Below are 12968 nucleotides of genomic sequence, written 5' to 3' on the forward strand. Positions count from 1 at the left end.
GGCATCGACGCCGCCTCTGGCGCGCGGCGCATGGCGTGGGCGTCGCCGCCGCGCGGCGCCATGCTGGCCGACGCTCGCCTGGGCGACGCCGACGCCCGCTGGCTGGACCCCATCTGGTACGGCCAGCAAGCCAGCCCGGTGCAGGCGGGGGGGCGTCAATCGGCGTGGTTTGTGCACCAGGCCGACTGGCAGGGCGTATTGCGTCTGTACCGGCGCGGCGGCCTGGTGGCGCGGGTCAGCAACGACGCCTACCTTTGGCAGGGCGAATCGCGCACCCGCAGCTTCCGCGAATTCCGGCTGCTGGCCTGGATGCGTGAACAAGGCCTGAACGTGCCGGCGCCGCTGGCGGCCGGCTACTGGCGCCACGGCCTTTCCTACCGGGCGGCCATCCTGGTCGAGCGCATCGCGCAGGTCCGGCCCCTGGCGCATGTGCTCGACGAGCCCGTCTGGGATGCCGCCGCCACCGCCATCGCGGCCATGCACCGGCTGGGTGTATGGCATGCCGATCTCAACGCGTACAACATCCTGCTCGACCCCCGGGGCAGCGCCTGGCTGATCGATTTCGACCGGGGCCGGTCCGGCGGCGTTTCGGCCGGCGCCCGCCGCGCCAACCTGTTGCGGCTGCGGCGCTCGTTGCAGAAAGTCGGCGGCGAGGCCGGCCTGGCGTTCTGGGCCCGGCTGGACCAGGCCTATCGGGCCTGCCTGGACTGACGCACGGCCAGAGCCCGAGGCCGGGTTTCAATACACCCGCCAGCATGCAAGGGCGGGGCGTGGCGCCGGCCTGCCCGCGTCCGGGGCGCTGGCGCCGCAAAAAGGGCGGCTTCTGCGGCTTTTCCTGGCCAACCCCACCTAAAAAGGCTTTATCATTTTGCCCTTTGGCTAATTTTTGCACTGACTGTGGCAAGGGGCTCGCGATGATATTCAAGGCGGGAATGCGGTTGGCGCTCGGGGCGGCGCTGATGGCAGTGGCGGCGGGTGCCTGGGCGCAGGACCAGGTCGTCAACGTTTACAACTGGGCCGAGTACACGGCCCCCGACACCATACCGGGTTTCGAGCGTGAAACCGGCATCAAGGTGCGCTACGACGTCTACGACACCAACGACACTTTGCAGGCCAAGCTGCTGACCGGCAAATCGGGCTACGACGTGGTCGTGCCCTCCACGCACTATGCGTCGCGCCAGATCAAGGCCGGGCTTTTCCAGAAGCTCGACAAATCCAAGATTCCCAACTGGAAACACCTTGATCCCGACCTCATGGCGCTGGTGGCTTCGGTGGACCCGGGCAACGAGCACGTCATTCCCTGGGGGTACGGCACCAACGGCCTGGGCTACAACGTCACCAAGGTCAAGGAGATCATGGGCGAAGACGTTGACCTGGCCAACTGGGACATGCTGTTCAAGCCCGAAAACGCCGCCAAGCTGAAAGACTGCGGCATTTCGATGCTGGACGAGGCCGCTCAGGTGTTCCCGGCGGTGCTCAAGTACCTGGGCAAAGACCCCAACAGCGACAATCCCGACGACTACAAGGCCGCGCTGGCCCTGCTCAAGCAGATCCGCCCGTACATCCGGCAGTTCAGCTCGTCCGGCTATATCGACGAGCTCGCCGTCGGCGACCTTTGCATGGTGTACGGCTTTTCGGGCGACGTGATGATTTCGCGCAAGCGCGCCCAAGAGGCAAAGCGCCCCTACGAAATCAATTATTTCATTCCGAAGGGCGGCGCGCCTGCTTGGTTCGATGTCATGGCCATCCCCAAGGACGCGCCGAATCCGGACGCCGCGCACGCGTTCATCAACTACATCGAAACGCCGCAGGTGCACGCGGCCATCACCAACACCATGTTCTATCCCAACGCCAACAAGGCCGCGCGCGAGTTCGTGGTGAAAGACGTGGCCGACAACCCCATGATCTACCCCCCGGCTGATGTCGCCAAATCTCTCTACGTGATCCAGGCTCAGCCCCTGAACATCCAGCGCCTGCAGACCCGCATGTGGGCCGAACTGAAGTCCGGACGATAAGCATCATGAGCGACAGCCGTTACGCGGCGCAGCATTCCCCGGACCCCGACGAATTCGTGCGGGTGTCCGACCTGGTCAAGATCTACGGCGACGTGGTTGCCGTGCAGTCGGTCAACCTGGCCGTCAGGCGCAACGAGATCTTCGCCTTGCTGGGCAGCTCGGGCTGCGGCAAGTCGACCCTGTTGCGGATGCTGGCGGGTTTCGAGGAAGTCACCTCGGGCCAGATCCTGCTCGATGGCGAAGACATCACCACCGTGCCGCCGTACCGGCGGCCGGTGAACATGATGTTCCAGTCGTACGCGCTGTTTCCCCACATGACGGTCGAGGCCAACGTGGCCTTCGGGCTCAAACAGGAAGGCGTGCCGCGGGCCGAGATTCACGATCGCGTGTTCGAGGCGCTGGACCTGGTCCAGATGGCGGGCTATTCGCGCCGCAAGCCCCACCAGCTCTCGGGCGGCCAGCAACAGCGCGTGGCGCTGGCGCGCAGCCTGGTCAAGCGTCCCAAGCTGCTGCTGCTGGACGAACCCATGTCGGCGCTGGACAAGCAGATCCGCCAGAAAACGCAGATCGAACTCACCAAGATCCTGCAGCAGGTGGGTGTGACCTGCATCATGGTCACGCACGACCAGGAAGAAGCCATGACCATGGCGCATCGCCTGGCCGTCATGACCGAAGGCCAGATCGTGCAATGCGGCACGCCGCAAGAAGTCTACGCGTTTCCGAGTTCGCGCTTCGTGGCCGGGTTCATCGGTTCGGCGAACCTGCTCACGGGCACGATCGTCATCGACGAACCCGACCACGTCGCCATCGAATGCGCCGAACTCACGCGCCCGCTGTACGTCAGCCATGGCGTCAGCGAGCCGCTGGGCATGGAAGTGCACGTCTCCATCCGGCCGGAACGGCTGGTTGTGTCGCGCACGCAGCCGCCGGGCGACTACAACTGGGCGCACGGCATGGTCAGCCACATGGCCTGGATGGGCAGCTACGCGCTCTACCAGGTGCGCCTCGATTCCGGCAAGGTCGTCGAGGCCAGCGTGCCCAGCCTGCAACTGGCCCAGATCGACGCGCCCGGCATCGATGAAGAAATCTTCGTCAGCTGGGACGCCGACAGCGCGGTGGTGTTGCCGTCATGAAGCCGTTGGCGTTGCGTGGCTGGATGCCGTCGGGCCGCACGCTGGCGGTCGTGCCGCCGTTTGTCTGGCTGTCGCTGTTCCTGCTGGTGCCGTTCCTGCTGGTGCTCAAGATCAGCTTTGCCGAACTCGAGTTCGGCATTCCGCCCTACACGGCCCTGGCCGAATTCAAAGACGAGGCGGTGCAGTTCAGCCTGCACCTGCGCGGCTACATACTGCTGTTCACCGACAGCCTGTACGTGGCCACTTATTTGAACTCGCTGAAAATGGCGGCCATCACCACCGCCTGCTGCGCACTGATCGGCTACCCCATCGCCTACTACATCGCGCGCTCGTCGCCGTCCGTGCGCAACCTGCTGCTGCTGGCGGTGATCCTGCCTTTCTGGACGTCGCTGCTCTTGCGGGTATATGCCTGGGTGGGCATCCTGCGCAACGACGGCCTGCTCAATAAGCTGCTCATGGGCCTGGGCGTGATCTCCAGTCCGCTCGAGATCTACCGCACCGACCTTGCCGTGTATATCGGGCTGGTCTATGCCTACCTGCCGTTCTTCATCCTGCCGTTGTACGCCAACCTGGTCAAACTCGACCTGCGCCTGCTAGAGGCCGCCTACGACCTGGGCGCACGGCCCTGGCGGACCTTCTGGCACGTCACGCTGCCGCTTTCCCGCCCGGGCGTGATCGCCGGCGCCATGCTGGTGTTCATTCCGTCGGTGGGCGAATACGTCATTCCCGAAATGCTGGGCGGGGCCGACACCCTGATGATGGGCCGGGTCATGTGGAACGAGTTCTTCAATAACGCAGATTGGCCCATGGCATCGGCGGTGACCTGCATCATGGTCCTGCTGCTGCTGGTGCCGCTGGCGCTGTTCCAGTACAGCCAGGCGCGCCAGCAGGAAACCGCGCAACGGGGGCGCACATGAAAGGGCCGAACAAAACCGGGCGCGCCCTGACGCTGGGGCTGGGCTTTTTCTTCCTGTACGCGCCCATCATCAGCCTGATGGTGTTCTCGTTCAATGATTCGCCGCTGGTTACCACATGGAGCGGTTTTTCGCTGCGCTGGTACAGTTCGCTGTTGAACGACGACGCGCTGCTGCGGGCCGCCTGGCTGTCATTCAAGATCGCCACGCTGACCGCCACGGCGGCCGTCATCATCGGCACCTGGGCGGGCTACGTGCTAGTGCGCATGGGGCGGTTCCGGGGGTTCACGCTGTACCTGGGCATGCTGAGCGCGCCGCTGGTCATTCCCGAGGTGGTGTTGGGTATTTCCCTGCTGCTCATGTTCGTCGAACTGCGCGGCCTGTTCGGCTGGCCGGCCGAGAACGGCATGTTCACCATCTGGGTGGGCCATGTGACACTGTGCATGGCTTTTGTGGCGGTCATTATCCAGGCGCGTGTGCGCGACCTGGACCGCTCGCTCGAAGAGGCGGCGCTCGATCTTGGCGCGACCCCGCTTACCGTGTTTTTCCGCATTACGCTGCCGCTTATCGCGCCGGCGCTGGCGTCGGCGTGGCTGCTGTCGTTCACACTGTCGCTCGATGACGTGGTGGTAGCTTCGTTCCTGTCGGGGCCGGGCTCGACCACGCTGCCCATGGAAGTCTTTTCGCGGGTGCGCCTGGGGCTCAAGCCAGAGGTCAACGCGCTGGCCACCCTGTTCATTCTGGGCGTGGGCATCTGCGTCATCCTGGTCAACCGCCTGCAATTGCGCAAGGCATCGGAATCGAAATGAAGCACCAAGCAACCTTGTACGGCCTGGCCAAGTGCAGCACCTGCGTCAAGGCCCGCGAATGGCTGTCGACGCATGGCGTATCGCACGAATTTATCGACTACCGCGACCATCCCGTGCCTGCCGCCACGCTGCGGACGTGGGCCGAGCAGCTGGGCGGCTGGGAAAAACTGGTCAATCGCAGCTCCATGACCTGGCGCGGGCTGGCCGACGATCGCAAATCTGCGCAAACCGATGCCGACTGGACCCGCCTCATCGCCGACTACCCGGCACTGGTGCGCCGTCCCGTCACCGTCACGCCCGATGGCGTGGTGACTGTAGGCTTTTCCGAAAAGCGCTACGGCGAGCGCTTCGCCTGACCATGGGGGCGACCCGGCGCCCCAGGCTGCAGGCAAATCCGGCGCCCGGTCCGGCGCTGCCCGACAGTTTCTTCGACCGCGACCCTTGCCAGCTGGCGCGCGAGCTCCTGGGCAAGGTGATCCGGCGGCGGCTCGACGGCCTTTGGCTGTCGGCCCGCATCATCGAAACCGAAGCGTATTACCTGCACGAGAAGGGCAGCCACGCGTCGCTGGGATACACCCACAAGCGGCGCGCGCTCTTCATGGATGGCGGCACCATCTACATGTACTACGCGCGCGGCGGCGATTCGCTGAACTTCAGCGCGGGCGGGCCGGGCAATGCCGTGTTGATCAAGTCCGCGCACCCCTGGGTGGACGAAGTTTCGGGCCCGCAGGCCCTGGCCCGCATGCAGGAACTCAACCCTGACGCGCGCGGCCAGCCACGGCCGCCGGCGCGCCTGTGCGCGGGCCAGACCTTGCTGTGCCGGGCCCTGGGCCTCAAAGTGCCGGACTGGGACGCGCAACGTTTCGACCCGCAGCGCTTCTTTGTGCAGGACGTGGGGCAGTCGCCCGAGCGCATCGTGTGCACGACGCGCCTGGGCATACCGCCAGGGCGCGACGAACACCTGCGCTATCGGTTCGTGGATGCGGCCTACGCCGCGTTCTGCACGCGCAATCCGTTGCGGCGCGGGCAACAGGCCGGCCGAGACTACGACTGGATGGATCGCTACGGCGCCGTCGTGGACTGAGCCGCCACCTTGCCGTATTCGCGTTGCATGCGCGCGAGCCAATGCGCATATTTGCGGTGCATGCGGCGGCGGTTCAGCCGCTTGCTCCAGGCATAAAGCGGAACAAGGGGCAGCACCCCGAAGCCGTCGATCAGGTACATGCCAGCCTTGCCGTCGGCATTGCGGCCCAGCGCGATGTTCTTGGCCGACATGTCATTGATCACCACATGCGCCTCGATCAACGCCTCAAAAAACTCATCGAGCCGCTGCACCATGGCGCCAGTCACGCCTTCGCGTGCAAACACCTGCGCAAGTGTGGGGGCGATCCGGCCGTCTTCGGCGGTGATCTTTTCAACGAGTTGCCCCAGGCCCATCGACGTCTGCGCCACGCCCACCACGCGCGCCAGCGGCGCCGTGCCCGACCCGGGCATGCCCGCGCTGGCGCTGACATATTCCGAAAGCTCATCCAGGTAGACGCGGCAGGCGCCCGCACGCTGGAATTGCTTGTAGAAACGCTTGAGCGGCCTGCGCGCCAGGTACGCGGCGTAGTTTTCGGTGTTGATCACCTTGACCAGCAGCGACGGCACATGCGGGTGCTGGAAGACGCAGCGGTCAGCCCCCTTGGCCAGCATCTGCGCGCCGGCCAGATCCAGCGGGCCGAATACAGAAGCGTAGCTGCCGTCGGGCACGGCCTGCGCGTTGGATGGTTCGTGTTGCACAATGAGGTAGCGGCGGTTCTCGGATACCGTGCGATTGTCGAAGCTACGCCATATTTGCGCAACTGGGCCGATGCTACGGCCTTTTGCGGCGCGCGGCCGGGTTCAGGCCCACCGGCCGGGGCAGAACCGTTCCGCCATCTCTGGCCCGCCGCGGCCGGTCACCATGTCGGCCAGCACCTCGCCGACGGCGGGCGCAATCTGGAACCCGCCGCCAGAGAATCCAAACGCGTGTAGCACGCCTGGCGTATTGGGGCTGAAGCCGATGACGGGATTCTTGTCCGGGAAGTATCCTTCAATGCCCGACCAGCAGCGTATGACCTGGGCGCAGGCCAGCGCGGGCAAAATGTCGGGCGCCGTGCGTCCCAGTGCGGCAAGGGCTGCGCGGCCGGGGCGCGAGCGGTCGCCCGGCAGGCCCGTGCCGTATCCGCCACCCATGACCACATTACCGCGCACGACCTGTCTGGCATAGAAGCCGCCCCCCTCGACGCCCAGCGATACGCTTATCAACGGCGTCAGGGGCTCGGTGACCAGCATGGTGGGGTAGTTGACCTGCATCGGCAGCACGTCGCCGAACCAGCCCGCCACGACGGCGCCCCAGGCGCCCGCCGCATTGATTACCGTGGCCGCCTGTATCTGCCGCCCGTCTGCGGCGGTCAGCAGAAAGTCAGCGCCGCGCGTGTCGACGTTTTCGACGGCGCAGTTTTCCAGAAGATGCGCGCCGGCATGCGCCGCCGCGCGGGCAAAGGCGGGCGACACCAGGCGGGGGTTGGCCTGCCCGTCGTCCGGGCAAAGCGAGCCGCCCGCGATGCCGTCGCCCAGCGACGGGAAGCGGCGGCGCAATGCGGCGCCTTCGATAATTTCCAGGCCCAGGCCGAATTCGCGCACTTTCTCGCCGTAGGCCGCCAGTTTTTCCAGGTCGGCCCGAGATCGGGCCAGCTTCAGGTGCCCCGAGCGCACGTATTCGGCATCGGTGCCTATGAGCTCGGGCAGCCGGCTCCAGATGCGGTGGGCGCGTTGCGCGAGGTGCAGCTGTTCGGGGGGGCGGCCCTGGCGGCGCACGCCGCCGAAATTGACCCCGCTGGCGCGGGCGCCGCAATGGCCTCGCTCTATCAGCGCAACGGGCAGGCCGGCATGGCGCAGCGCCAGCGCGGCGCTGGCGCCTACCAGCCCGCCGCCGATGATGGCGACTTCAACATGCAAAGGCTTCATGGCGCGCTGCTGCCCACGCAGCTCAGGGTAATGGGTTTGACCGGCGCCTGGCTGCGCAGGCGGCCGATCTGCGACAGCGGCAGTTCGCGGCAGTGCGCCAGCAGCTCGGCGGCGCCGGCCTGGCACATGCGCCCCTGGCACAGGCCCATTCCCACGCGCGTCAGCGCCTTCAGCCGGTTGAGATCGTCTATCGCGTAATCGCGCGCAGCCGCGCGCAAAGCGCCGGCCCGGATTTCCTCGCATCGGCACACGATGACGTCATCCGTGCAGGCCGCCCCGGCCGACGGCGCGGCGAAGGCCTGGTCCAGGCCGCCGCGAAAGCGCGACCATCGGGCCTGCCGGCGCGCCAGCGTGCGCACGCGCGCCCTGTCTATGTCGATGCCCTGGTCAGCCAGCATGGCCAGCGCCGCGCGCTCGCCGGCGATTTCGGCCACGATCGCACCGCCGATGCCCGCGCCGTCGCCCGCCAGGTATACGCCCGGCACGGAGCTGCGGCCGTCGGCGTCGCGCCGGGGCAGCCAGGCGCGCTGCACGGCGTCGAAATCGAAAGCGCAGTCCAGCAGGTCGGCCAATTGCGTTTCAGACCGCAGGCCGTGCCCCACAGCCAGTGCGTCGCAGGCGATGTCGTGCGGCGCGCCCGCGATGATGGCTTGCACGCCTTCGACCCGTCCTCCGCCCAGCGCGGCCCGGATTACGGCGTCGCGATACACGGGCACGCCGTGCGCTCGCAGCCACGACAGGTAATACAGTCCCTTGGCCAGCGTACCGGGCTGATTCAGCATGGCCGGCAACGCGCGTGCCTGCGGCCCGAATGATGCGCTGTCCAGCACGGCCTGTACCTGTCCGCCCGCACGCGCATATTGATAGGCAACGAGGTAGAGCAGGGGGCCGGTTCCGGCAAACACGATGCGCGGGCCGATCAGGCAGCGCTGGCTCTTCAGGGCGATTTGTGCGCCGCCCAGCGAGAACACGCCCGGCAGGGTCCAGCCGTCGAAAGGCAGCACGCGGTCGGTGGCGCCGGTGGCCAGCAGCAAGTGTGTATAGCTCAGTTCATCGGGGCAGCCGTCCTGGATGAGATCGAGCCGGCCGTGCGCCGCATTCCATACCGTGGTGGCGGCGCGGTAATCGGCATGGGCCATGAGTTCGGCGCCCGCGGCATGGACGGACCGTGCCCGCTTCCATTCAAAGCCATAGCGCTCCTTGGCGCTGGCCCGCGCCACGGCGCCCTGGCGGTAAATCTGGCCGCCAGGCAGGGCCGCTTCGTCGACCACGGTGGGCCGTATGCCGTATCTCAATAACGTCTGCGCCGCGCGCACCCCTGCGGGGCCCGCGCCCACGATCACCATGCCTGGCGCACCGGCGTGCGCGAACTGTTGCGTGCCGGGCTGGTTCATCGGCATGGGAGTTCTCCTGGCATGGCGCTGACCAGCGCCATGCCGTCCGTGGCCAGCGTGGTGCAGGCGCGCAGGCGCCGCCCGTCAGCCGTTTGCACCCAGCAGTCCTGGCATGCCCCCATCAGGCAGAAGCCCGCGCGCGGGGCGCCCTCGCCGAGTGTCAGGCGCAGGTGGTCGGCGGCGTTCAGCAGCGCGGTCAGCACGGTGTCTCCCGCGTGCGCTTGCAGGGGCGCGCCATTCCATGTCAGCTGCAATAGGGGCTCGGCGCAAGGGCTTGCGCGGCGCATCAGGGGCTTCATGCTGAGGGGGGGGCAGGCTGCAGTTGCGACAAGGTCTTGTCCGGCAGAATGACGTCGGCGTCATAGCGTAGTTCAAGCAAGGCCGGCATGGCATGCTTTTGCGCGAACGCGATGGCGGCATCGTAGGCGGGCTGAAAGTCCGCGCTGTGCGCGACGGCTGCGCCGTAGCCGCCGTAGCTGCGCGCCAGCTGCGCAAAATCGGGGTTGACCAGTTCGGTGCCCAGGGCCCGGCCGGGGTAGGCGCGTTCCTGGTGCAGGCGTATGGTGCCGTACAGGCCGTTGTTGAACACCAGAATGACGATGCCGGTCCGATACTGCACCGCGGTGGCGAGTTCCTGCATGGTCATCTGGAAGCAACCGTCTCCCGCAAAGCACACCACTGTTGCGTCGCGGTCGTGCAGTTTGGCGGCAATGGCGGCCGGCAAACCGTAGCCCATGGCGCCAACGGCCGGCGCGAGCTGGCTGCCCAGGCCCTTGAAGGCAATGTGCCGATGGGCGTACAGCGCGTAATTGCCGGCGCCCACGGTGACGCATGAGCGCGCAGGCAGGCTGCGGGCCACATGGCGCGCGGCCGCGTTCAGATCCAGGGGGCCCGGTGTGGGCGGCAGTTCGAGGCCGGGGGCGGCAGCGGCCGCGATGGTGCGGCGGGGGCGCCAGCCCGGCGTGGGGACCAGCCCGCGCGCGGCTTCGGCAAAGCCTTCTATGCTGGCCACGATGCCCAGGTCAGGCACGCATAGCCGCCCGATTTCGTTGGCGTCGGGATGAATGTGTACCAGCGCCTGGCGTGGCCGGGGCGTGGCCAGCCATTCATAGTTGATGGTGGTGGGCTCGCACAGGCGCGTGCCCAGCGCCACCACCAGGTCGCTTGCCAGCACAAACTCTTTCTGGTGCGCAGGCATGCTGGCGCTGACCTGGCCCGTGAACAGCGGATGGTCATTGTCGAACAGCTCCAGGCGCCGCCAGGCGGTGGCCACGGGCAGGCCGAAGCGTTCGGCGAAGCCGCGTACGGCGTCCCGCGCGGCGTCCGACCAGCGCGACCCGCCCAGCAGCAGCAGCGGCCGCCGGGCGGCTTCGATCTGCGCTTGCAGGCGCCGCATATCCGCCTCGACGGGCCGCGCATGGGGAACGGCGGGCAGGGCCGCCAGGGCAGCCGAGGTGGTGCGCGCCAGCATGTCCTCCGGCAACGCCAGCACGACGGGGCCGGGGCGGCCGCCGGTGGCGATGGCCCAGGCCCGGGCAAGGTATTCGGGAATGCGGTCGGCGCGCTCGATCTGCGCCGTCCATTTGGCCAGCGGCGCATACATGGCGCGGTAGTCCACTTCCTGGAAGCACTGGCGATCTGATGTGTCGCCGCCTACCTGCCCGATGAACAGGATCATGGGCGAGGAGTCCTCGCGGGCGGTGTGCACGCCAATCGCCGCGTTGGTGGCGCCGGGGCCTCGCGATACAAAGCAGATCCCGGGCTGGCCGGTCAGCTTGCCGTGCGCTTCGGCCATGTAGGCCGCGCCGCCTTCCTGACGGCAGACCACGGTTTCGATGGCGTCGCGGTGCGTATGCAGCGCGTCGATGCACGGCAGGAAGCTCTCGCCCGGCACCATGAATACACGCTGTACTCCATAGGCGCGCAGCTGGGCCACGAGCACCTCTCCGCCGCTTCTCAAGGACGTATCGGTCATGGCGTTTCGGATTCAAGCGCGCGTTGCACGAGCGCGGCGCCGTAGTCGCGCAGGGCGGCGGCCTGGCTGACCTTGCCGCCCAGCAGGTCGGCGCGCAAGGCGGCCGCGTCGCGTTCGCCGGGTGTGCCGTAGCCGCCGCCCCCCGGGGTTTCCAGGCGCACCGATTGCCCGGCAGGCAGCGGATGGCCGGAAATTTTATTGGGCAGGCGCAGTTCATCGGCGCGGCCGGGGTTCTGCACGACGTACGATGTGCGTCCCGGCTGCCCGCCGTTCAAGCCCGCCGCGCCGAACAGGGCGGCATCGCAGCGCACCGAGCAGGTCAGTCGATCGTCCAGCGAACGGATCTGGCGCGCGATGCCCATGCCGCCGCGATGGCGGCCCGCGCCACCGCTGTCTTCGACCAGGGCGTACTCTTCGACCAGCAACGGGTATTCGATTTCGAGCGCTTCGGCGGGAAGGTTGGACGTGTTGGTCACGTGTACCTGGATGCCGTCCATGCCATCGCCCTGCGCGCGCCCGCCGGCGCCGCCGCCCAGCGTTTCCAGGTAAACAAACGTGCCTTTGCCATCGCGCAGCGGCCCGGAAAACAGCATTGAGGGCATCACGTCATTGCATGACGCCATGGCTTTGCCAGCGGGCAGCAACTGGCCCAGCGCGCCGATCACGGTGCCGGCCACGCGCTGCGCGGTGGTGACGCGGGCGCCTACCGCGGCGGGAAAACGGGGGTTGGTGATCGTGCCTTCGGGGGCGGTGATGACAATGGGCTGGAACATGCCGTTATTGGGCATGAGTTCGGGGTCCAGCATGGCTTTGACGGCAAAGTACACACTGGCATGAAGTGCGCTCTGCGGCAGGTTGAATGCCCCGCGCGCCTGTTTGCCGGTGCCGGTGAAATCAACATGAAGCTGGCCGTCGCGCGCCTGCACCGTGGCCTGGATGACGACCGGGTCGCCTCCCATGCCGTCGTCGTCCATGCGTTCGGTGAACGTCGCCGTCCCGTCGGGCAGTTGCGCGATGCGGTTGCGCAGGCGTCGTTCGGTGTATTGCAGGATCCCTTCGATGGCGCTCAGCACGGCTTGCAGGCCAGACTGCTGCACCAGTTCCAGAATGAGACGCGCGCCTTTTTCGTTGGTGGCGATCTGCGCGCGTATGTCGTGCATGCGGTTGTCGGGCTCGCGCGTGTTGTGCGCGATCATTTCCAGCAGGTCCATGTCGAGCTCGCCTTCGCGCACGATGCGCATGGCAGGCAGGCGCAGGCCTTCTTCCCAGACGGTCTTCAGGTGGTGCGATGTCGAACCCGGCACCGCGCCGCCCACGTCGGTATGGTGGCCGATGTTGGCGGCGAAGAAGCGTAGCTGCCCTTCATGGAACACCGGGGTCACCACCGTGATGTCCGGCGCATGCGTGCCTCCCGCCAGATAGGCGTCGTTGCACAGAAAGGCATCGCCGGGGCGGATGCCCGCGTGGCCGTAGCGCCGCAGGACGGCTTCGATGCCGCCCGACAGCGATCCCAGGTGCACCGGCACGTGGGCCGCCTGCGAGACCAGGCGGCCTGCTGCGTCGAACAGCGCGACCGAGCAGTCTTTGCGTTCTTTGATGTTGCTCGAAAAGGACGAGCGGATCAGCGTGTTGCCCATTTCTTCGGTAATGGACAGCAGGCGGTTGCTGAACACTTCCATTTCGATGGGATCGAATACATCCGCGTCGCCGCGGGATATCGGTGCGGTGGCCATGGAC

The 12968-nt window shown here is 67.0% G+C and carries 13 protein-coding genes; 7 read left to right on the top strand and 6 right to left on the bottom strand.

The window, feature by feature from the left end; translation table 11 throughout:
- Positions 1 to 30 precede the first annotated feature (30 nt).
- The 7 genes from CAL19_RS05905 to CAL19_RS05935 all read left to right on the top strand — a co-directional run bounded on the left by CAL19_RS05905 (position 31) and on the right by CAL19_RS05935 (position 5955).
- Positions 31 to 711 (top strand): 3-deoxy-D-manno-octulosonic acid kinase, encoded by a 681-nt coding sequence (locus tag CAL19_RS05905; protein WP_094796411.1) that lies wholly within the window; start codon positions 31 to 33, stop codon positions 709 to 711.
- A 203-nt stretch (positions 712 to 914) separates the two neighbouring features.
- A complete protein-coding gene (locus tag CAL19_RS05910) occupies positions 915 to 2015 on the top strand; it encodes a polyamine ABC transporter substrate-binding protein (RefSeq protein ID WP_094796249.1) in 1101 nt (366 codons plus the stop codon).
- A gap of 5 nt (positions 2016 to 2020) precedes the next feature.
- Complete coding sequence (locus CAL19_RS05915) at positions 2021 to 3148, top strand: ABC transporter ATP-binding protein (protein WP_026639388.1); 1128 nt, start codon at positions 2021 to 2023, stop codon at positions 3146 to 3148.
- Entirely contained in the window at positions 3145 to 4065 is a 921-nt protein-coding gene (locus CAL19_RS05920; RefSeq protein ID WP_170940291.1) for an ABC transporter permease subunit, read from the top strand. The genes CAL19_RS05915 and CAL19_RS05920 overlap by 4 nt, the downstream gene beginning before the upstream one ends.
- Complete coding sequence (locus tag CAL19_RS05925; RefSeq protein WP_026639390.1) at positions 4062 to 4871, top strand: ABC transporter permease subunit; 810 nt, start codon at positions 4062 to 4064, stop codon at positions 4869 to 4871. The genes CAL19_RS05920 and CAL19_RS05925 overlap by 4 nt, the downstream gene beginning before the upstream one ends.
- Positions 4868 to 5227 (top strand): Spx/MgsR family RNA polymerase-binding regulatory protein, encoded by a 360-nt coding sequence (locus CAL19_RS05930; RefSeq protein WP_026639391.1) that lies wholly within the window; start codon positions 4868 to 4870, stop codon positions 5225 to 5227. Before CAL19_RS05925 ends, CAL19_RS05930 begins: the two co-directional genes overlap by 4 nt.
- Before the next feature lie 2 nt (positions 5228 to 5229).
- Positions 5230 to 5955: a DNA-3-methyladenine glycosylase gene (locus CAL19_RS05935; RefSeq protein WP_094796250.1), complete on the top strand. Its 726-nt coding sequence runs from the start codon at positions 5230 to 5232 to the stop codon at positions 5953 to 5955.
- Here the strand turns inward: CAL19_RS05935 and CAL19_RS05940 are convergent.
- The 6 genes from CAL19_RS05940 to CAL19_RS05965 all read right to left on the bottom strand — a co-directional run bounded on the left by CAL19_RS05940 (position 5934) and on the right by CAL19_RS05965 (position 12964).
- Positions 5934 to 6623: a YrbL family protein gene (locus tag CAL19_RS05940; protein ID WP_051423732.1), complete on the bottom strand. Its 690-nt coding sequence runs from the start codon at positions 6621 to 6623 to the stop codon at positions 5934 to 5936. The genes CAL19_RS05935 and CAL19_RS05940 overlap by 22 nt on opposite strands.
- A gap of 132 nt (positions 6624 to 6755) precedes the next feature.
- Entirely contained in the window at positions 6756 to 7862 is a 1107-nt protein-coding gene (locus CAL19_RS05945) for an NAD(P)/FAD-dependent oxidoreductase (protein ID WP_026639394.1), read from the bottom strand.
- Positions 7859 to 9262, bottom strand: coding sequence for an NAD(P)/FAD-dependent oxidoreductase (locus CAL19_RS05950; RefSeq protein WP_249276256.1), 1404 nt, complete (start codon positions 9260 to 9262; stop codon positions 7859 to 7861). Before CAL19_RS05950 ends, CAL19_RS05945 begins: the two co-directional genes overlap by 4 nt.
- Positions 9253 to 9543, bottom strand: coding sequence for a (2Fe-2S)-binding protein (locus CAL19_RS05955; protein ID WP_094796414.1), 291 nt, complete (start codon positions 9541 to 9543; stop codon positions 9253 to 9255). The genes CAL19_RS05950 and CAL19_RS05955 overlap by 10 nt, the downstream gene beginning before the upstream one ends.
- An 8-nt stretch (positions 9544 to 9551) precedes the next feature.
- Entirely contained in the window at positions 9552 to 11231 is a 1680-nt protein-coding gene (locus tag CAL19_RS05960; RefSeq protein WP_026639397.1) for a thiamine pyrophosphate-dependent enzyme, read from the bottom strand.
- Positions 11228 to 12964 carry a hydantoinase B/oxoprolinase family protein gene (locus CAL19_RS05965; RefSeq protein ID WP_038852255.1) on the bottom strand — a complete coding sequence of 579 codons (1737 nt, stop codon included), beginning with the start codon at positions 12962 to 12964 and terminating at the stop codon, positions 11228 to 11230. Before CAL19_RS05965 ends, CAL19_RS05960 begins: the two co-directional genes overlap by 4 nt.
- Between the last annotated feature and the right edge of the window lie 4 nt (positions 12965 to 12968).

The sequence above is a fragment of the Bordetella genomosp. 7 genome (genome assembly GCF_002261265.1).
Taxonomy (GTDB): Bacteria; Pseudomonadota; Gammaproteobacteria; order Burkholderiales; family Burkholderiaceae_B; genus Bordetella_A.

Bases quoted from the DNA above. Each gene is read 5' to 3' on its own strand.
- CAL19_RS05905 (WP_094796411.1), top strand. From the start codon at position 31: ATGGCGTGGGCGTCGCCGCCGCGCGGCGCCATGCTGGCCGACGCTCGC.
- CAL19_RS05910 (WP_094796249.1), top strand. From the start codon at position 915: ATGATATTCAAGGCGGGAATGCGGTTGGCGCTCGGGGCGGCGCTGATG.
- CAL19_RS05915 (WP_026639388.1), top strand. From the start codon at position 2,021: ATGAGCGACAGCCGTTACGCGGCGCAGCATTCCCCGGACCCCGACGAA.
- CAL19_RS05920 (WP_170940291.1), top strand. From the start codon at position 3,145: ATGAAGCCGTTGGCGTTGCGTGGCTGGATGCCGTCGGGCCGCACGCTG.
- CAL19_RS05925 (WP_026639390.1), top strand. From the start codon at position 4,062: ATGAAAGGGCCGAACAAAACCGGGCGCGCCCTGACGCTGGGGCTGGGC.
- CAL19_RS05930 (WP_026639391.1), top strand. From the start codon at position 4,868: ATGAAGCACCAAGCAACCTTGTACGGCCTGGCCAAGTGCAGCACCTGC.
- CAL19_RS05935 (WP_094796250.1), top strand. From the start codon at position 5,230: ATGGGGGCGACCCGGCGCCCCAGGCTGCAGGCAAATCCGGCGCCCGGT.
- CAL19_RS05945 (WP_026639394.1), bottom strand. From the start codon at position 7,862: ATGAAGCCTTTGCATGTTGAAGTCGCCATCATCGGCGGCGGGCTGGTA.
- CAL19_RS05950 (WP_249276256.1), bottom strand. From the start codon at position 9,262: ATGCCGATGAACCAGCCCGGCACGCAACAGTTCGCGCACGCCGGTGCG.
- CAL19_RS05955 (WP_094796414.1), bottom strand. From the start codon at position 9,543: ATGCGCCGCGCAAGCCCTTGCGCCGAGCCCCTATTGCAGCTGACATGG.
- CAL19_RS05960 (WP_026639397.1), bottom strand. From the start codon at position 11,231: ATGACCGATACGTCCTTGAGAAGCGGCGGAGAGGTGCTCGTGGCCCAG.
- CAL19_RS05965 (WP_038852255.1), bottom strand. From the start codon at position 12,964: ATGGCCACCGCACCGATATCCCGCGGCGACGCGGATGTATTCGATCCC.